Here is an 18,928-nt window from a genome sequence, read left to right as displayed (position 1 = left end):
AAATAAGAAAGCCCCTATGATTATCCATAGGGGCTTTTGGTTTTCAGGGCTTCCTTAATCGGTTATGACGGAGCCAGAAGTGTCTGGCGAATTGGTCACAACTGACGCTGTTGTGCCACCGCTTTGAATCAGGCTAAGTGTCTGGGCAACCATTTGTCCAAATACCGCTTGCTGGGTTGTATCAGCCGGCAAAACTGGCGTGGAGTGATTGCCTCCCTGGAATCGAACGAACGCGGAAAGGTCCGCAGGCGTATTGTTGGCATCCAGTGTGCTGGCATCGGCTACTTGTGCCAGCGGGGCGGAGCCCGAAAGCGGCGAAACAGAACCGTTCAGGGTTACAGAAATTTCAGCACCACAAACAGTGTCTGAGAAATCACCTGACAGGGTGTCCGCTCCATCGTTGATGACAACCTGATCGCCTTCGATCTGAGAAAACAGGACATTTGCACTGAGTTCATCCGCGAAGTTGATCGGATCAACCGTATCGAGTGTTGCCTGCAGGACATTGAAGAAGGTCTGCAGCGAAGAGACCTCTTGCGTCAGTCCAGGGTTGCCGGCTTTGATTCCCGCAAGAATGGTAGGCGCGAAGGCTGGTGAGTTTTCCAGCATGCGAACCGTGCCCGCGACTGGCGTCAGGAGGTTTGCTGCTTTGATCGCCAGGTCCTCGCGGTTGCTCACGTTTGTGGCGCCTACAAACGCGCCACCATTCAAAGTGCCGAGCGAGTGACCTACGAAATAAACGTTCGACTCGTCGAAGCCTGGCGCGATGTCACCGATAGACGCTCTGAGGGTCATCAGATCGACCGAACCCTGGCGGAGCAGATCCCGGTTATTAATGAAGTTCTCGAGGTTTATAAACAGATCTCCGGAAGCAGGTCGGGCATCATCCGATGAGTAGTTTGCCGGTGTGAAGTCCATTGCGGTGACTACGCTGCACTGGTCTGATCCATAACCAAAGTGGCGTTCTGTCGCACCCTCGGGATTCACCCCAGGCTGTGTGTAGACTGGAGGCAAGCCTGCAACGGTGCTGCCTGACAAGCGAACAGTGCGAAGCAGTACAGGTGCCTGGGCTGTCAGTCCATCAGCAAGGTCATCACTGATGGGCCGCACAATTGACTCAACTGCAGCCAGGAATGCTTCAGGCTCATTTGCCAAAGCAGACTGAACGAGAGCTCCCGGGAGGCCAGAAGTGGTCAGTGTGCCGGCATCCAAACCGTTTGTGCTTTCCACGTTGCTTAGTAAGAGAAGCGCCCACCCTGTCATGCTGTCAGTCGGCTCATTCACTGGATCATCAGTCGCAATTACGGTGCCATCGACACCATGAAGCGGTTGATCGATAGCGATAACGGCTATCCCCTTAGCGGCAAGAGCACTACCAAACGTAAGCGCCGCGCTTCGGTCAGTAGTAATGCCGTGCTGGTAGATGACCACCGGAATTTCGGGGCCGTTTTGCTGTTGGGGGTTGAATGGCGTTTCTGGAGTTCCGTCTTGGTCGGCGTCAATCAGTTTGGGGTACATGACCAGCATCGGAACTTCGACATCGGAGTTCTTCTCAGGGAAGGGGTAAAATGAATTCACAACCTCAGAAGCGCCAGTGCCTTGAGGAAGCGTCAGATCAAACCCTGCGCCATCGAGAAAGTTATTCAGGTTGGCTGCCAATGCGGAATCTGCTTTCCAAGAGGAATTCTTGATAGTGTCAGCAGCGGAGGCGGTGTTGGTCCCCGGAACTCCGAGATAGTAGGGGAGCGCAATCGAGCCTTGGGTGACATTAACATTGCCTCCAGCAAAAGAGCCGAGCACTGCAGAAACCTCTTCCGCGTCCTCAACATTCTGATCCTGGAATGAAATAGAAATGCCTTCCGACCCAGCAGATTCCGGTTGTGGTAATGTGATGCCCTCACTTGCGAGGGCGCCAGAGAATATGGAACCCACGCACAGAGACTGGTCGGGTACTGGCACGTTGCCTACGTTGGGCACGGGGACAGTGTAGGTTTCACTATCGCAGCCCTCGAGTGCTGAGTTGTCAAGAGCAACTGAAATGGGAGTGCCATCAACTGCTGCTTTTAAGTCGACATAGCCAAAGCCTTGTGAGCTGCCGGGAGCCAGTGCAATATTGAAATCTGTAGCGTCAACAACCGAATCGCCGTTCCGATCTGCGATAATGAAGTCGGCAGGTGTGAGCGAGCCGTCCTGATTTACATCAAAATCTGTTGAGTCGACGATGCCATCGTCATTTAGGTCCCAGTCTGCGGGGCTCAGCCCGTCGTTGTTCTCAGGGTCGTTCAAATAGGCAAAGTGCCGGGCTGCACCAGTAATTTTTTTGGTAATACCTAGACGTGCAGCAGAAAGAACCTGATCGCCGAGCCAATATTTCGGGTTGGCAATGTATTTCAGCACCTGTTCATCATTTGATGTGGTGAAGCTGTAAGAGAGAGCTATATTGCCCTCCGTGATGGGGTCACCACCGACAACGTTTCTGTAACCGTTGATGGTTCCGGCCGCTACAGGTTCCCAAAGGCCATCAATCAAAGACCGGACAGAGTCCACGCCCGGATCGAGAGTGTATCCCTCAGGCGAATCGTCACCAGAATCAATGGTGGTGTAGGAGGGGGAGCTTACAATTGGCTCACCATTTGCCGTCACTTCATCAAGGATGGCAACGATATATCGCTTGCCGGGCTTCAGAGGGCTTGTCGGTAGGATTCGAATAAAGTCAGTGACTTTATCCAAGTCAGGATCAAAAAGGGTTTTTTTCGTCACTACGAAATCTGTAAACACACCAGGATTCGGACTCTCAGTCGCACTGAGCGCTTGAAGAGGCGATTGACTGGCGTAATCAAGTTCGATCAAGAAAACGTTCTGGCCAGGTTCGCCGGGCCCTGCAATGTTGTCGTCGATCGAGCCGCTCATTCTGATATCAATGGGCGCGATTGTTGACACCCCGCTGAGAGAATTCAGCGCAGTAGTAACGGGCGGAGTGCTGTCGGGCACTGTGTAGGTGCCATCGCCGTTGGGACCGTAGTTCAGATCACTCGGGATGGGAACAAGCCCTGCAATGGGATCGAATACCGGCCACACCTTGCCTTCAAATGTTGCCAGGTACTGGTCTAATTCATTCTCTTTGTCGATGTAGCTCGGCGTTGGATTGGCATTCGCCCCCGTCTCGCCGCTATCAAAGCAGCCTGTAAGTCCAACGGAAGACGCCACGGCAAGACTTATTAGAGTTTTCTTGAACATGGGTGGAACCTTTTCCTGTTGTTGTGTCGTTATGTTCGGCAGCTGACGGGGCCGGTCTGATCCGGTAAGCCCGTTGTCAGTGGCCTGTTCTGCTTAAACTGTTGTCTGAAATTGTAGCCAGCACTGTGAGCCAATTTCTGTATCTCTGACTATAGCGACAGTATGGCAAGTGTTGATCAGCCAAAAGTGTGATTCTGGTGGTTTGAATCCTCCCCGCACGATTGGAGTTCGGCCTTTGAGAAAAATAGTTGCCGGATAACGGTTTGTCGAGGTTCGGCAACAGGGAAATTGGGGCACTGTCGAGGTTTATTCGAAGCGCGAGAAATCCGGTGCCCGTTTTTCCATGAAAGCCCGGAAGGCTTCGGCAGCCTCGGGGGATTTCAGGCGCCGCGCAAACAACTGCCCCTCTTCGAGCATGGTTTCACGAAGCGCCTCCATGGTTGGCTTGTTCAGTAGGGCTTTGGTGGCGCGAATCGCGGCAGGCGCTTTTTCTGCCAGCCGTTGGCAGGCCTCGAAGGCATTGGCTTCGGTCTGTTCAGGCTCGCAAACCCGGTTGATCAGACCAAGTCGAAAGGCTTCATCTGCTGAGAAGGCGCCGCCCAGCATCAGCAGTTCGGCGGTGCGCACCCGGCCAATCCAGGAGGGCAGCAGCAGGCTTGAACCGCCCTCTGGGCACAGGCCGAGGCTGGCAAAGGGCATCTGGAACGCTGTGTTGTTGCCCGCGAACACCAGATCGCAGTGCAGTAACATGGTAGTGCCAATGCCAACGGCCGCGCCATTAACCGACGCCACCACGGGTTTGGTGGCGCTGGCCAGTAATAAAAGAAAGCGGCCGACTGGGGTTTGTTCGAAATCACCGGGCAAGCCGGCGGCAAATTCGCCCAGGTCGTTGCCTGCAGTGAAACACTCGCTTGTGCCTGTAAAGAGTAGGCAGCGGATGTTGGTGTCATCCCGGGCCTGTTCCAGGGCGTCCCCCATGGCAGTGTACATAGCGTGGGTGAGGGCGTTCTTGCGCTCTGGCCGGTTCAGTCGAACGATGAGGATCCGGTCTTTGATTTCGGTGAGGACGAGGTCAGTCACGGTGTCTCCTGCGGTGTTATTCTAGTTTGGTTAGGATGATACCTTTTTCTCGTGGCGTTTTTCATGGGTTTTAATCCTTGCTTCGCCATCTGTCGAATCACTCGCCAAACCGATTTTCTGGTAAACTTTCGCCTCCCGATTTTTGATGACACGACATAACGATATCAAGCTGATGAGGCGCCTATGACCACCGTAATCCGCCAGGACGACCTGATTGAAAGTGTAGCGGACGCGCTGCAGTTCATTTCCTACTACCATCCGAAGGATTTTATCCAGGGCGTCTATGAGGCCTACCAGAAGGAAGAGTCCCAGGCGGCCAAGGATGCGATGGCCCAGATCCTGATCAATTCTCGCATGTGCGCGCAGGGGCATCGCCCGCTGTGCCAGGATACCGGCATTGTGACCGTCTTCGTGAATATCGGCATGAACGTTCAGTGGGAGTGCGAGATGCCGCTGGACGATGTCATCAATGAAGGTGTGCGCCGCGCCTATACCCATCCGGATAACGTGTTGCGTGCATCGATTCTGGCGGACCCGGATGGTAAGCGTCAGAACACCGGTGACAATACGCCGGCCATCATTCATTACAAGATGGTGCCGGGAGACACAGTTGAAGTACACGTAGCCGCCAAGGGCGGCGGTTCCGAAGCCAAATCCAAATTTGCCATGCTGAACCCATCTGATTCCGTGGTGGACTGGGTGCTAAAAATGGTTCCACAGATGGGAGCTGGGTGGTGCCCGCCCGGCATGCTGGGTATCGGTATCGGCGGCACCGCTGAGAAGGCGATGGAAATGGCGAAGGAGTCGCTGCTGGATCCGATTGACATCCACGATCTCCAGGAGCGCGGTGCATCCAATCGTGCCGAGGAGTTGCGCCTGGAGCTATTCGACAAGGTGAACGATCTGGGTATCGGTGCGCAGGGCCTCGGTGGCCTGACAACGGTCCTGGATGTAAAGGTCAAAGATTACCCGACTCACGCCGCCAACAAGCCGGTGGCCATTATTCCGAACTGTGCGGCAACCCGTCACGCCCACTTCACCCTCGACGGTACCGGGCCTTCCCTGCAGACGCCGCCGAGCCTGGACGACTGGCCGGAGATTACCTGGGAAGTGGGTGAGAACGTACGTCGAGTGAATCTGGATACCGTCACGCCGGAGGACGTGAAGGACTGGCAGCCGGGCGAAACCGTTCTGCTCTCCGGCAAGATGCTGACCGGCCGCGACGCGGCCCACAAGAAGATGGTGGACATGATCGAAAAAGGCGAGGAGCTGCCGGTCGATCTGAAGGGGCGCTTCATTTACTACGTGGGTCCGGTTGATCCGGTGCGTGAGGAGGTGGTTGGTCCTGCAGGCCCAACGACCGCCACCCGTATGGACAAGTTTACCCACACCATGCTGGAGAAGACCGGCCTTACCGGCATGATCGGTAAAGCCGAGCGCGGTCAGGTGGCCATCGACGCTATCAAGGAATTCGGTGCGGTCTATCTGATGGCCGTGGGCGGATCCGCTTACCTCGTCTCCAAGGCCATCAAGAATGCGGAAGTGGTTGCCTTCCCGGAACTGGGTATGGAAGCCATTTACGAGTTCGAGGTCGAAGACATGCCGGTCACAGTCGCCGTTGATTCACGCGGCTCGTCTGTGCACCAGACAGGTCCTGCGGAGTGGCACGAGAAGATCATTGCTGCCAAGGCGGTCTGAAGATCTGAACCTGGGGTCAGATGAAAATTTCATCTGACCCCGACTTTAATCTTGTTCCCTTTTCATCCAGTCAGCTTGAACAGCTGATATTCAGGTGCTTGCCCCAATCCGGCGGCAATGCAGCATAAGCCTCACTTTCCGGTTGCTCGTCATAGGGCCGCTCGAGAACCTTCAACAGTGCTTTCATCGGTTCGTAATCCCCGTTCTGCGCTTCCTGGATGACCTGCTGGGCCAGGTAGTTTCTCAGCACATACTTCGGATTCACGCGGCGCATGGCGTACTCCCGCGCATCGTGAGCGCGGGTTTCGCTCAGGAGTCTCTCCTCATAGCGCTCCAGCCATTGGTCCGCCACGCTGCGATCCACAAACAGGTCCCGCACCGGCCCATGGCCATGGCTGTGCAGATTCGAGAGCGCCCGGAAGAAGGCCGTGTAGTCGACATGGTGCTCGTGCATCATGCTGAAGGTATCCATGATCAGGCTAAGGTCAGCTTCATCTTCGATGGCGAGGCCAAGCTTGTCTCGCATGTTCTGGAGGAAGCGCTCGTTGTAGGCCACTTCATAGCGGCGAAGCCCCCGGCGCACGTCGTCCTCCTCCATTACCGGGAGCAGGGCTGTGGCCAGAAAACGGCAATTTTCAAACCCGACTTGTGGTTGACGGTTGTAGGCGTAGCGCCCGCCCTGGTCGGTATGGTTGCTTATATAGCCGGCATCGAAATCATCGAGGAATGCGAAGGGGCCATAATCAAAGGTGTCGCCGATGATGGACATGTTGTCGCTGTTCATCACGCCGTGGCAGAAGCCGACTGCCTGCCAGTCCGCAATCGTTCTTGCCGTGCGTTCCACCACTTCCTCAAACCATCGGGCGTATCGCTCGTCATCCGGCAGGTTGATCAGATGAGGGAAGTGCAGCGAGATCACATGCTCGAGCAGAGTCTTTACGCTTTCAGGCCCTTCATGGTGGGCGGCAAACTCGAAGTGTCCGAAGCGAATATGGCTCTGGGCCACTCGCACCATTGCCGCGGCTGTCTCGATGGATTCCCGGCGCACAGGGTCTTTGGCGCTCACCATGAACAGGGCCCGGGTGGTCGGGATGCCAAGGCCATGCATGGCTTCACTGCACAGGTATTCGCGAATGGTGGAGCGAAGCACGGCCCGGCCATCCCCAAAGCGGGAGTAGGGCGTCATACCTGCGCCTTTTAGGTGCCAGTCCCAGCGGCGTCCATCGGGGCCAACGGTTTCCCACAACAGCAGGCCACGGCCGTCGCCCAGGTCGGGATTGTAGGCGCCGAACTGGTGGCCCGTGTATTTCATGGCCACCGGGTCCATACCCTCAAGTAATTCTGACCCTGCACCCACACCGGTCCAATCAGATTCGGAATCAGCGCGAAAGCCCATTTGTTCGGCGAGCTGGTGGTTGAAGCACACCATCTTAGAGTCTTTCAGTGGTGATGGCTGAACCCGGGTATAAAAGCTATCGGGGAGCTCCAGGTAGCGATGCTCTATTCGAAAATCGTTGCCACTCATAAAACGCCTATACTCCCATTGGTATGAATTCTGCTGCCGTCTTTCTCCAGTCATCCATTAAACCGGAAATCCAACGTGTCTGATCGCTCGCTAGAACAAACCGTCAGCGCCCTGATTCAACAGGAGGGCCTGCCCGACTCCTACGCTAAAACGGTAGAAAAGACCATTCTGCCGCTCGCAGACCGAATCTGTGCACTCCATGATACGGAAAAGCAACCCATTGTGGTTGGTATTCACGGAGCCCAGGGTACGGGCAAGTCTACGTTGACGCTCTTTTTACGGGAAATTCTGCTCCGGCACCGCAACCTGGCTGCGGCCAATTTTTCCCTGGATGACATTTACCTAACTAGAGCCGAGCGCCAGGACCTCGCCCAGCGAGTACACCCGTTGTTTATAACCCGTGGTGTGCCTGGAACCCACGACGTTGCGCTGGGGCAGCAGGTCTTGCACCGCTTGCGCAGTGCAGCGCCTGAAGATGCCACCCCGATTCCTGCCTTCGACAAGTCCAGGGACGACCGGGTTCCTCGGGATCAGTGGCCTGTCTTCGGCGGAAGGGCGGAGGTCATTCTTCTGGAGGGCTGGTGCCTGGATGCGCGACCGGAGAAAGACAGTGCGCTTGATGAGCCGCTGAATCCTCTGGAGGCGAACGAGGATCCTCACGGCGTCTGGCGCAGCTATGTCAACGATGAGTTGAAAGGGGAATACCGACAGTTTTTTGATGAAATCGATTTTCTGGTCATGTTGAAGGCTCCCTCCATGGAGTGTGTTCTTGAATGGCGTCGACTCCAGGAGCAAAAGCTGGCGAATAAAATCCGTAATGCACCAAAAAGCGGCAAGCCACATGGTGGCGCACAGGATTTGCGCATTATGACCGACGACGAAGTCGGACGTTTTGTTATGCACTATGAGCGTGTGACCCGTGCCTGCCTCGCTGAAATGCCTGGGAGGGCTGATGTTCTGATCAGCGTGGCCGAGGACCATTCCCTCGGCCTTCCGCAGTTTCTCGGGGCCTAACGGAGACCGGCCATGGCCAGACCCCATTTGATCATCTTTTCCGATCTCGATGGCACCCTGCTTGATCATGACGATTACCGGTGGCAGGCGGCGGGCCCTGCGCTGGCCAGGCTGAAGGCGGCCAATATTCCCCTGGTGCTTAACTCCAGCAAGACCATGCCTGAAATCCGTGCATTGAGGGAAGAGCTTGGAAATACCGATCCATTCATTGTCGAAAACGGTGCAGCCGTGGTTATTCCGCCCCACGCCCTGGGCAATACCGAAGAAGAAGTGGTGAATTTTGGTGCAACTCGGGATCGGGTCCTTGAGGTGCTGGGCGCCCAAAGGAAGAAGGGCGCGCGGTTCAAGAGCTTTGCTGACATGTCCGGCGCCGAGCTGGCAGCGCAGACCGGCCTTGACCCGGCGGCAGCCGGGCGGGCCAAAGAGCGGCTTGGAACCGAACCATTAATCTGGCAGGGCTCGGAGCAGGAGTTGGCGGAGTTTGAAGCGGCTCTGAGTGCCGAGGATCTACGCCTGGTGGCGGGCGGACGTTTCCTCCATGCCATGGGTATTTTTGATAAAGCCGATGGGGCCCGGTTCTTGCAAAACAAATATAAAGAGCAATACCGGGAGCAGTATGGCGATGGGCCAGTGTTGACCATTGCCCTGGGTGATAGCCCCAACGATCAGCAGATGCTGGAATCGGCGGATATACCGGTGGTGATCCGGGGTATAAAAAGCGAAGAAGTTCGATTGCCTTCGGCAAAACACGCCATTCGCTCCCTCAAGCCCGGCCCCGAAGGCTGGAATGAGTGCGTACTCAATCTCCTGTTTGAGTACGGGTACTGACCCGTTCGAGTGCAGGTATAAAAAAGGAGAGCCGCCATGGGCGACTTTTACCAGAATGGCATTATCACAACCCTTCATAACCTGGTTCGGCGTCCGGTTGAGGAGCTCGAAGCGGAGCTGATGAGTTTTCGCAAGACCCGGCCCATGTCCCTGGTGTTGCCTTCCCTGTACTCGGAGCTGGAAGGGCCGGCCCTGAAAAATATTGTGCATGAGCTGGGTAAGGTGCCTTATCTGGATCAGGTGGTTATTGGGCTGGACCGCGCAAGCGAGGCGCAATACCGCCATGCTCTTGAGTATTTCTCGGACCTGCCCCAGAACTTCAAGGTGCTCTGGAACGACGGGCCCCGCCTCAGGAACATTGACCTTAAGCTTCGGGAGCAGAACCTGGCGCCGACGGAAATGGGCAAGGGCCGAAACGTCTGGTACTGCTTTGGCTATGTGTTGGCCTCCGGTGTCAGCAAGTCTGTTGCCTTGCATGACTGCGACATCCTCACGTATTCCAGGGACCTCGTGGCTCGCCTTATCTATCCTGTGGCCAACCCTGGCTTCAACTACATGTTCTGCAAAGGCTATTACTCTCGGGTGGCGGACGGAAAAATGAACGGAAGAGTCAGCCGCCTGCTGGTGACACCGCTCATTCGTGCCCTGAAGAAAGTCTGCGGCCCCAACGATTTCCTGGATTACCTGGACAGTTACCGATACCCCCTGGCCGGTGAGTTCTCGTTCCGCACGGATGTGATCAACGATCTGCGTATTCCCAGCGACTGGGGACTGGAGATTGGTGTGCTGTCCGAGATGAAGCGTAACTACGCCACCAACCGTCTGTGCCAGGTGGATATTGCTGATGTCTATGACCACAAGCATCAGGAGCTTTCGCCGGAGGATGCCACCAAGGGACTATCGAAAATGAGCATGGATATCGCCAAGGCCCTGTTCCGAAAGTTGGCGACCAACGGTGAGATTTTCTCCAATGAGAAATTCCGTACGATCAAGGCCACCTACTTCCGCATTGCCCTGGATTTCGTGGAAACCTACCAGAATGACGCTATTATCAACGGCCTGACTTTTGATCGACACAAGGAAGAGAAGGCGGTAGAGCTGTTCGCCCAGAACGTGATGCGGGCGGGCGCCTATTTCCTCGATAACCCGATGGATACGCCTTTTATTCCCAGCTGGAACCGCGTAACAAGCGCCATTCCCGACATCAAGGAGCAGTTGCTGGAGGCGATCGAACTGGATAATGAGGAATTCCGGCCATGACCCAGCCTCTGAAAGCGAAGCTGGTTGCCATGCTGGATGTCGTCTATCCGGAGCTCGACTGTGACTTTCTGGCCGAGCAGTTGCTGACCACTATGGGGCTGGGGCCCAATCAGTCACCGCCACCCGCGCACCAGAATAACTGGGACGAATCGGATGTGGCGCTTATTACCTATGCCGACACGGTTCAGCGGGCGGAAGAAAAGCCGCTGCAGACACTGCATCGCTTCCTGGGCGACTGCCTTTCAGATTCTGTCTCGTCGGTGCATATACTGCCGTTTTTCCCCTACAGCTCCGACGATGGATTCTCGGTGATGGACTATCTGGCGGTGAACGAGTCCCACGGAAACTGGGAGGATATCGAACGCATCGCCCGGGATTACAAACTGATGGCAGATCTGGTGATCAACCATATGTCGGCCCGTAGCCGCTGGTTCGAGAATTTCCGTAAACGGGTAGACCCGGGCAAGGACTATTTCTTCGAAGGTAATCCGCGGGATGATCTGAGTGCCGTGGTGCGCCCTCGAACCTCGCCACTGCTGAACCCGGTTCAGACCGATGATGGCGAGCGGTATGTCTGGTGCACGTTTAGTGAGGATCAGGTCGATCTGAATTTTGCCAACCCCAAGGTGCTCATCGAGTTCGCCTCTATCATCAGGCGCTACCTGGAGCGCGGCATTATCATTTTCCGGCTAGACGCCGTCGCCTTTCTCTGGAAGGAGCCGGGCACGCCATGCATCCACCTGCAGCAAACCCATGAGCTGATCAAAATCCTGCGCCTGCTGATCGAGCATCACAGCCCGGATGCGGTGGTGATTACCGAGACCAACGTACCCAATCGGGAAAACCTGACCTATTTCGGTAACGCCAACGAAGCCCATGTCATTTATAACTTTTCCCTGCCGCCCCTGCTGATCAATACCCTGGTTACCGGTGACTGCAAGCACCTGAAAACCTGGCTGATGAGTATGCCGCCGGCGCAGATGGGTACCACCTATCTGAACTTTATTGCGTCCCATGACGGCGTTGGTATGCGACCGACGGATGGACTGCTGACTGAGGAAGAAAAGCAGCGGCTGATTAATACCATGGATTCGTTCGGTGGCAAGGTTTCCCACCGGCGCACGCCGGATGGCCGCGATCAACCTTACGAAATTAATATCGCCCTGTACGACGCACTCCAGGGCACCGCGGAGTCTGGCCGGGATCACTGGCAATTGCAGCGCTTTCTATGCGCCCACACAGTGATGTTAGCCTTGGAGGGCATTCCGGCGTTCTACATCCACAGTCTTCTGGCCACTGAGAACGATCTGGAACGGGTAGAGCATACCGGTCGGCTGCGATCCATCAATCGCAGCCAGTGGCAACTGGATGATCTTGAGCAAAAGCTCGCGGATCCCCTGAGCCATCACAGCAAGGCGTTCCAGGAGCTAAAACGTCTGATCGCCATTCGTCGTAAACAGCCGGCGTTTCATCCTAACGCTACCCAGTTCACTCTCCATCTGGGGCTTCAGCTGTTCGGCTTCTGGCGTCAGAGCATGCGACGCGACCAGTCCATCTTCTGCATTCACAACATCAGTAACGAGGTGCAGCAGGTAGCTCTGAGCGACATCAATCTCATCGGCACCGATCATTGGCAGGACCTGATTTCCGGGATGACCATTGATGATCTTTCCGGCTCGATTACCCTGAAACCCTACCAGAGCGTGTGGCTGTCTAACCTGGAAGTTACCGACTGATAATCTGTAGGCGCCATTTGTGCAATGCTCGAAAAACATAGGGTATCCTGTGCCCATATGAGCAAGGCCGAGACGTCATACATGATCAAAGCAATCAAGGTAACCGGGGGCAACCTCAGCTGGGATTCCTGGGAAGGGCCGGGAGACCCGCCAGCAGACCACGTCGAAATCGAGGTTGTCTGGACAGCCATCAATCGTGCGGACCTGATGCAGCGGGCGGGTGTCTACCCGCCACCACCGGGCGCGTCTGACATTCTGGGGCTGGAGGTCAGTGGTCGGATAGCCTCGGTCGGACCGGATGTCACCCACTTCAAGCCCGGCGATGAAGTCTGCGCCCTGTTGACCGGCGGTGGTTACGCCACCCGCGTGGTGGTGCCGGCGGTGCAGGTTCTGCCCATTCCCAAAGGGTTATCGCTGGAAAAAGCCGCGGCCATACCCGAAGTTTTCGCGACGGCCTGGCTGAACCTCTATCACGAAGCGGCCTTGAAACCGGGTGAGCGGGTGCTTCTGCATGCGGGTGCAAGTGGTCTGGGAACGGCCGTCATCCAATTGGCAACAGCCTTTGGTAACCCGGTATTCGCCACCGCCGGTGATAAGGCCAAGCTGGAGGTTTGCCGCGATCTGGGAGCCAGTGGCGTCTGGAACCGGAACGAGGGTTCCTTCATTGATGCTGTTACTGCGTGGGGCGGCGTGGATATGGTTCTGGATCCGGTCGGCGGCAAATATATTGCCGAGGATCAGCGGGTTCTGAATGTTGATGGCCGGATTGTACTGATTGGGCTGATGGGTGGCCGGATGGCCGAGGTGGATCTGGGCCTGATGCTGGTTAAACGCCAGCGCCTGATCGGTTCCACCCTCCGTTCACGTACGGTCGAGGATAAGGGCGAGGTGATGCAGGCGCTCTACCGGCACGTATGGCCACTGCTCGCAGCCGCCCAGATTGAGCCTCTGATTGATAGCACCTGGCCAATAGAGCAGGCCGAAGACGCGATGGCCTATGTGGCCGAGAACAGGAACACCGGCAAGGTGCTCCTGAAGATCTCCGACTGATTCACACAGCCCACACGCGTCTCAGGTATTGCAGTCAGTCTGCGATGTGAACCAGCTGCTTGCCGAAGTTCTGGCCTTTGAGCATGCCCTTGAAGGCTTCAACGGCATCGTCCAGGCCTTCGGCAACGGTCTCCCGGTACTTCAGTTCACCCGAGGCAACCCGTGAGGCCAGGATGTCTGTAATTTCCTGATGCTGGTCCTGCCATTCAGTTACCAGGAAAAACCGGTGCTCGGGCACGGGATCCAGTGCTTTGAGGACGTGGAACGGGGTTTCCACACTGGCCATGTCCGTTGCATTGTAGGCAGAAACGAATCCGCAGATAGGCACCCGGGCGTCCTTGTTCAGCAACGGGGCTACGGCGCGCGTCACGGCACCACCCACGTTTTCGAAGTAAATGTCGATGCCGTCGGGGCAGGCCGCTTTCAGATCCTCTTCCAGATTGCCCGCCTTGTAATCAACACAGGCGTCGAAGCCCAGCTCATTGACCACGAAATCGCACTTTTCAGGCCCGCCGGCAACGCCAACTACCCTGCAACCCTCTGATTTGGCAGTCTGGCCAACGACGGTGCCCACCGGGCCGGAGGCTGCCGAGACAACCACGGTTTCGCCCGCTTTCGGCTTGCCCACGTACATCAGGCCGCAATAACCGGTACGCCCTGGCATGCCTGCAACACCGAGGTAGGCTTGCAGAGGCACGTTGTCCCGTTGCTGAATCTTGAAAACCATCGGCGCATCGGCCGGGAAGGTGACGTATTCCTGCCAGCCAGAATAGCAAGTGACCAGGTCGCCGACCTTGAGATCGTCTGAACGTGATTCCACCACTCGTGCAACACTCTCGCCGACAATGGGCTCGTCAATGCCGATGGGGTCCATGTAACCTTTGGCATCGTTCATGCGGGGACGCATGTAAGGGTCCAGCGAAAGCCAGAGTATTTGAGCAACCACTTCTCCCTCGTTGGGGGAGCGGACAGGACGCTGTTCTAAAACGAGATCGCCTTGCTGGATTTCGCCCTGCGGGCGCTGTTTGAGCACCACGGCTCGGTTCTTGTATTCGCTCACTTTTTCCCTCCGGTTGCATAATGAAACCAGATTAGGGTGCAGCAGAATCCGATGTTGGTCAACCTTTTAGCCCGGTCGGTGTAGTTGCAGCGATTCACATTAGTTGTAGCAATATGCAACAAATGCGATAATTTGTGTCGTTGAATAGATATCTTCTCTGGAGGTCAACATGACAACCGCTGTCCGTCTTGACGATACGCTGGTCCGCCACGCCGCTGCTGAGGGCGCAGTCCATCGGCGCTCGACACCCAAGCAGATCGAGTATTGGGCCGAGATAGGGCGAGCTGTCGCCGGTGATGTGAGTGCAGAAGATCTGATCGCCATTCTCCAGGGCATTCGCCAGGTGAGGGTTGAGCCAGTGGTGGCCGAGTCGGTTTCCAGTGATGACCTCTGGGCTGAGGTGGATCAGGCCCGGGAAAGCGGTGAACTGGAGCGCTCCATTAGCCGGGGACGTACGGTGTATCAGGCGTCTGGAGAGAAACCCGGCTATCTGGAAGCCATATATCCGGATGGCGGCCGGGAAGTCGGTCAGTTTCGCAATGGGCGATTTGAGGCACTGAGTGACCGTGACAACGCAGCCTGAACTCTGGCTGCTGGTTGGCGGTAACGGTGCCGGCAAAACAACCTTCTATGAGCGGTTTCTGGCTCGCCGGAAGATTCCCCTCGTAAACGCCGATAACATTGCCCGCAGCGTTTGGCCGGACGCGCCCGAAAAGCACAGTTATGAAGCGGCCCTGATTGCCGAAAGGGAACGGCTTCGATTGCTTGAGGAGCGTCAGACGTTCTGCTTTGAAACAGTCTTTTCCCATCCCTCCAAAGTGGATTTTGTCGGAGCTGCCAAAGCGGCGGGATTTCGGGTTCGGCTGTTTTACTTCCACCTGGAATTGCCATCCCTGAACAAGGCGCGGGTGGCGTCCCGGGTAACGTCCGGCGGCCATAATGTCCCTGAAGCCAAGATTGAGTCGAGGATTCCAAGAACTCTGAGGAATCTTCGTCAATGCATCGGTCTGGCGGACGAATTGCACCTGATTGATAACTCCAGCCTTGATCAACCCTATGTGCGCGTCGCGGTCTGGGAAGACGGACAGTGGCGCTCCTTGCAGGAAAGCTTGCCTCAGTGGGCAGCAAATCTGATTGATACCTGATTTTCACTGTGGCCAGCTGTCCGGCACCACGAATAAGCGATTAGTTTCCTGCCACAAGCCGCTGATGGAATTCTGTTTGAGCTTTGCGAACAAGAGCGGAATGCTGTGGCGCTGGATGGTATTAAGCGCGGCAGTCACGGCATCAGGTGCGGGCGGCTCTTTCTGGCGCCACGGGCCAATCCAGTGGGGCTTGTTCAATACCACCCATCCGGGAAGGTCCAATGGCTCAATCTGTGAGAGATAGCGCCACTGGCCGCGCAGGTGACTGGCAGGCACGGAATCAGGAGCGGTAATCTGAGTCCCGGCCGGGTAAAACAGGTATCCCGGCATGAATATCCGGGGAGTGACCGGTTCTGCAATTCCAACTTCTGCCAGCAATGCCCGGGCCTCGGGCAACGCAGTTCGCTGGCTTTGCATGCGCAACATCCGGTCTGTTTTCAGATCGAGCCGGTCTTTGGCATTCGGGCCATACCACAGCGTTCTCCCGCTTTGCTCCGGAACCCCCAGGTAGTATTTGATGGCAATTTCGTGGTGCTCAATTCGATCTTCAGAGCGATTGTGCACCACAAAATCCAGCTCGCCGATGGTTCGACCGTGGGACTGGATTTGTCGATTCTGCAGCAGAACATCCCAGCCCAGCAGGTCTTCCAGTAATACCCGGTAAAGCCGCTCGAAATAGAAGCCGAGCCGCTTCTGGGGCGTCTCTCTGAGGAGCGCAGGCGCCATTTCCGGGTTTTGATCCCAGGCCTGAAGCTGTTCTGCAATATCGTCAGGGAGATAACGGCGCGGCTCAAACGTCAGTGGTGACTGAAGCAGCTGGGGCGCCCGGCATAGCCAGGCAAGGTGTCTGAGCGCCGGCGTGGTTAGCTCTGGAGTAGGGTCGGGCGTTGTTTTTGCATCCATATGGCCAGAATACCGTAAACTGTGGGCAAGGCACGATGATCAATCGAGTTTTGAAGGAGGCTTCATGCAATATCTTCACACCATGATCCGGGTGAGCAACCTGGATGAGACGCTGCATTTTTTTTGCGACCTGCTGGGAATGGTCGAGATCAATCGCAAGAGTAGCGACAAAGGCCGATTCACCCTGGTATTTCTGGCTGCGCCGGAAGACGAAGCCCGTGCCCGTGAAGACCGGGCGCCGATGATTGAGCTTACATACAACTGGGATCCGGAAGAGTATACCGGCGGGCGCAATTTCGGCCATCTGGCCTACCGGGTGGATGATATTTATGCCCTCTGTGAGCACCTTAGAGCCAATGGGGTAACGATTAATCGTCCGCCCCGTGATGGCCATATGGCCTTTATCCGCACTCCGGATAACATTTCGATAGAGCTTCTGCAGAAAGGCGAGGCGCTGCCACCGAAAGAGCCGTGGGCCAGCATGGAGAATACTGGTACCTGGTGAGGCCGGATGCGGGCCGCCGCAAGGGGCTCGAGCGTGGTATAATAGCGCTCTGCAAAATAGCTTTCGCATCAGGATGATGCATTCAGAACATGGAGAAGTTTGATGGACGATTGGCAAGGATGCCTGGATCCCCAGTGCCAGACCGCTTTGTTACGAGCCCGTGAAAGCGTTGAACGCCGCGGTGGCTCGGTGATTACCGTTGAAGACTACCTGCTCGCTTTGCTTGACTCAGCGCCCTCCATAGCCCGCTTCCTTCGTGGTTGCGGGGTAGATATGGACGAGCTCACCCGCACCATCCAGTGCGAACAACCCATAGTGACGGAAGTTGGTGGCGAAGGGCAGCTATCTTCCCAACTGATGTATTGGTTCGCAGCGGCGCGGGAAACCAGCGATTCACCATGGCTTGGATGGTCGCAACTGCTGAAGACACTGGTTCGCCACGCGGAGCGGTTGCAGGAAAAGGCCTATGTGGCGGTTTTTGAGCTGGTCGGCCGCTGGCCTGACTCATCGGAAGGGCGGGAACCTCCATCCATTGATGAATTCCAGCGAGCACCCGTGGTAGTTACCGATTCCCCATGGATAGAGATTGCAGAGGATGTTGCAATCAGTCTGGCCGCGTCTTCTTCTGCCATGATCTGGGTACGTGGTGAGCGAGGTTCGGGTAAAACGGCGTGGCTGCAGTCTTTGCTACCCACACTGGAGCAGGATTATGTTGAGCTGGACCTGCGGCGTGAAGCGGAAATCATGGCCAGTGATCTTCCGGTTCTGCCAGGGCGCCCGGTAGAGGGCGATCTTGGAGAGGTTGGTGCACGCTGGCCGGTCCTCGTGTTGGATAATATCTCACCCGCAGATCTGATTGCGTTGATGAACCTGCCCGCTGGTCTCGCCTCTGAATTACTGTTGCAGTGGGCCGGCCCTATTCTTCTGCTGGGTCCTGACGAGCCCGTTGAAAGCAGTGCAGCCGCATTACTTCAGCACCGCCTGGGCCGAACCCTCGACATCTTCGACATGCCGGTTTCAAGTGTTGTCCAGCGTCAGGCCATTTTGACCGCACATCAGGCGGCCATCGAGAAGCAATGGAATATCCAGATTCCCCGCTCGGTGATCCGGTTTGTCGCCTCTCGCCGAAGCCGTTGCGTCAGCACCCCGGGGGGAATGCTTCAGTGGCTTGAGCGGGCTGCTGCAAGGCTCAATCTCTTTGCCCGCAGAGGTCCAACGGAGGCGGTCGCCCTTGCAGGACAGGCAGACACACTGAGGCGCCAGTCCCTGGTGGCGCTTGCGCGCAATGAGTCGCTCGAAGATATTGAAACGTCGCTGGGAGAGATACAGCTCCACCGGGTGGCAGCGGAAGTGGCCTGGCACGAACGACAAGCGGCCGGCACGTTGCGTCAGCTTTGTGCTGAAGATTTGCGACAGGAACTGGAGCGCTGGGTTGCAGCGCGGCCCGGGCCGGTTCACTATGTGCTTCATTGTAATCAGCAGGACGGAGATTCAGCGGGTGCAGGATCTGGAAATTTACATTCGTGATCTGGAGCCAGGTGCGGCTTCGGGATGGCTTGAGAATCATCTCGACGAACTGGAACTGGATGACGGTGAGGTAACGAGGGTGATCAAGGGCGTTGCCCGCTACGAGGGCGAGAGGCTGAGGATCTCGCTTTATCCCTGCGCTTTCGGGAAGCGTTTTACCTCATTGATTATCGAGGGCCCCAGGGTACCCTGGAACAGTGATCTGGACTGTGCACGCAGCGCGTGGCGTGCAATGGATGCCGAGATTCGCTGCAGTCCCGGAGACTGGAAAGAAGGTGAGCCTGTAGAAGATGAGAAGTGGTGGCGACTGGACCACCGGGGCGAGCAACAGGTCGTCTGGAACTGAAAGAGGCAGCCCGT

16 protein-coding genes are annotated in these 18,928 nt (G+C 56.4%); 11 read left to right on the top strand and 5 right to left on the bottom strand.

What is annotated here, in order from left to right; genetic code table 11:
* Window positions 1–54: 54 nt before the first annotated feature.
* Together CFT65_RS14795 and CFT65_RS14790 are read right to left on the bottom strand one after the other, a co-directional pair.
* On the bottom strand, window positions 55–3,237 hold the full coding sequence (locus CFT65_RS14795; protein ID WP_088828850.1) for a hypothetical protein: 3,183 nt from the start codon (window positions 3,235–3,237) through the stop codon (window positions 55–57).
* A gap of 306 nt (window positions 3,238–3,543) precedes the next feature.
* Window positions 3,544–4,317: an enoyl-CoA hydratase gene (locus CFT65_RS14790; RefSeq protein WP_088828849.1), complete on the bottom strand. Its 774-nt coding sequence runs from the start codon at window positions 4,315–4,317 to the stop codon at window positions 3,544–3,546.
* Window positions 4,318–4,500: 183 nt separating this feature from the next.
* Between CFT65_RS14790 and CFT65_RS14785 the strand changes: the two genes are divergently transcribed.
* Window positions 4,501–6,015, top strand: coding sequence for a fumarate hydratase (locus CFT65_RS14785; RefSeq protein WP_088828848.1), 1,515 nt, complete (start codon window positions 4,501–4,503; stop codon window positions 6,013–6,015).
* A gap of 70 nt (window positions 6,016–6,085) precedes the next feature.
* Here CFT65_RS14785 and CFT65_RS14780 read toward each other — a convergent pair whose 3' ends face one another.
* Window positions 6,086–7,540 carry a protein adenylyltransferase SelO gene (locus CFT65_RS14780; protein ID WP_088828847.1) on the bottom strand — a complete coding sequence of 485 codons (1,455 nt, stop codon included), beginning with the start codon at window positions 7,538–7,540 and terminating at the stop codon, window positions 6,086–6,088.
* Between the two features lie 75 nt (window positions 7,541–7,615).
* On the opposite strand from CFT65_RS14780, the gene CFT65_RS14775 reads away from it, so the two are divergent.
* From CFT65_RS14775 to CFT65_RS14755, 5 genes are all read left to right on the top strand, one after another.
* The gene (locus CFT65_RS14775) at window positions 7,616–8,554 is read left to right on the top strand and encodes a hypothetical protein (protein WP_088828846.1); all 939 of its coding nucleotides are present in this window, start codon (window positions 7,616–7,618) and stop codon (window positions 8,552–8,554) included.
* A gap of 12 nt (window positions 8,555–8,566) precedes the next feature.
* The gene (locus CFT65_RS14770) at window positions 8,567–9,382 is read left to right on the top strand and encodes an HAD-IIB family hydrolase (RefSeq protein ID WP_088828845.1); all 816 of its coding nucleotides are present in this window, start codon (window positions 8,567–8,569) and stop codon (window positions 9,380–9,382) included.
* A gap of 36 nt (window positions 9,383–9,418) precedes the next feature.
* The gene (locus CFT65_RS14765) at window positions 9,419–10,642 is read left to right on the top strand and encodes a glycosyl transferase (protein ID WP_088828844.1); all 1,224 of its coding nucleotides are present in this window, start codon (window positions 9,419–9,421) and stop codon (window positions 10,640–10,642) included.
* On the top strand, window positions 10,639–12,378 hold the full coding sequence (locus CFT65_RS14760) for a sugar phosphorylase (protein ID WP_088828843.1): 1,740 nt from the start codon (window positions 10,639–10,641) through the stop codon (window positions 12,376–12,378). Before CFT65_RS14765 ends, CFT65_RS14760 begins: the two co-directional genes overlap by 4 nt.
* A gap of 81 nt (window positions 12,379–12,459) precedes the next feature.
* The gene (locus CFT65_RS14755) at window positions 12,460–13,428 is read left to right on the top strand and encodes an NAD(P)H-quinone oxidoreductase (RefSeq protein ID WP_088829575.1); all 969 of its coding nucleotides are present in this window, start codon (window positions 12,460–12,462) and stop codon (window positions 13,426–13,428) included.
* Window positions 13,429–13,462: 34 nt separating this feature from the next.
* On the opposite strand, the gene CFT65_RS14750 is transcribed toward CFT65_RS14755, so the two are convergent.
* Window positions 13,463–14,488: an NADP-dependent oxidoreductase gene (locus CFT65_RS14750; RefSeq protein ID WP_088828842.1), complete on the bottom strand. Its 1,026-nt coding sequence runs from the start codon at window positions 14,486–14,488 to the stop codon at window positions 13,463–13,465.
* A 169-nt stretch (window positions 14,489–14,657) separates the two neighbouring features.
* On the opposite strand from CFT65_RS14750, the gene CFT65_RS14745 reads away from it, so the two are divergent.
* Window positions 14,658–15,071 (top strand): TA system antitoxin ParD family protein, encoded by a 414-nt coding sequence (locus CFT65_RS14745; RefSeq protein ID WP_088828841.1) that lies wholly within the window; start codon window positions 14,658–14,660, stop codon window positions 15,069–15,071.
* Entirely contained in the window at window positions 15,055–15,633 is a 579-nt protein-coding gene (locus CFT65_RS14740; protein WP_228705861.1) for an AAA family ATPase, read from the top strand. The genes CFT65_RS14745 and CFT65_RS14740 overlap by 17 nt, the downstream gene beginning before the upstream one ends.
* A 3-nt stretch (window positions 15,634–15,636) precedes the next feature.
* Here CFT65_RS14740 and CFT65_RS14735 read toward each other — a convergent pair whose 3' ends face one another.
* Window positions 15,637–16,536, bottom strand: a complete 900-nt coding sequence (locus CFT65_RS14735) for a DUF1853 family protein (protein ID WP_088828839.1) — start codon at window positions 16,534–16,536, stop codon at window positions 15,637–15,639.
* Between the two features lie 64 nt (window positions 16,537–16,600).
* On the opposite strand from CFT65_RS14735, the gene CFT65_RS14730 reads away from it, so the two are divergent.
* The 3 genes from CFT65_RS14730 to CFT65_RS14720 all read left to right on the top strand — a co-directional run bounded on the left by CFT65_RS14730 (window position 16,601) and on the right by CFT65_RS14720 (window position 18,914).
* Window positions 16,601–17,041 (top strand): VOC family protein, encoded by a 441-nt coding sequence (locus tag CFT65_RS14730; protein ID WP_088828838.1) that lies wholly within the window; start codon window positions 16,601–16,603, stop codon window positions 17,039–17,041.
* A gap of 102 nt (window positions 17,042–17,143) precedes the next feature.
* Window positions 17,144–18,568, top strand: a complete 1,425-nt coding sequence (locus CFT65_RS14725) for a hypothetical protein (RefSeq protein WP_088828837.1) — start codon at window positions 17,144–17,146, stop codon at window positions 18,566–18,568.
* Window positions 18,540–18,914, top strand: a complete 375-nt coding sequence (locus CFT65_RS14720; protein WP_088828836.1) for a hypothetical protein — start codon at window positions 18,540–18,542, stop codon at window positions 18,912–18,914. The genes CFT65_RS14725 and CFT65_RS14720 overlap by 29 nt, the downstream gene beginning before the upstream one ends.
* Window positions 18,915–18,928 lie beyond the last annotated feature (14 nt).

Source organism: Marinobacter sp. es.048, from assembly GCF_900188435.1.
In the GTDB taxonomy this organism is placed as follows: Bacteria; Pseudomonadota; Gammaproteobacteria; order Pseudomonadales; family Oleiphilaceae; genus Marinobacter.
Note: the sequence above shows the minus strand (reverse complement) of the source record. Positions and strands in the feature narration are given on the sequence as shown.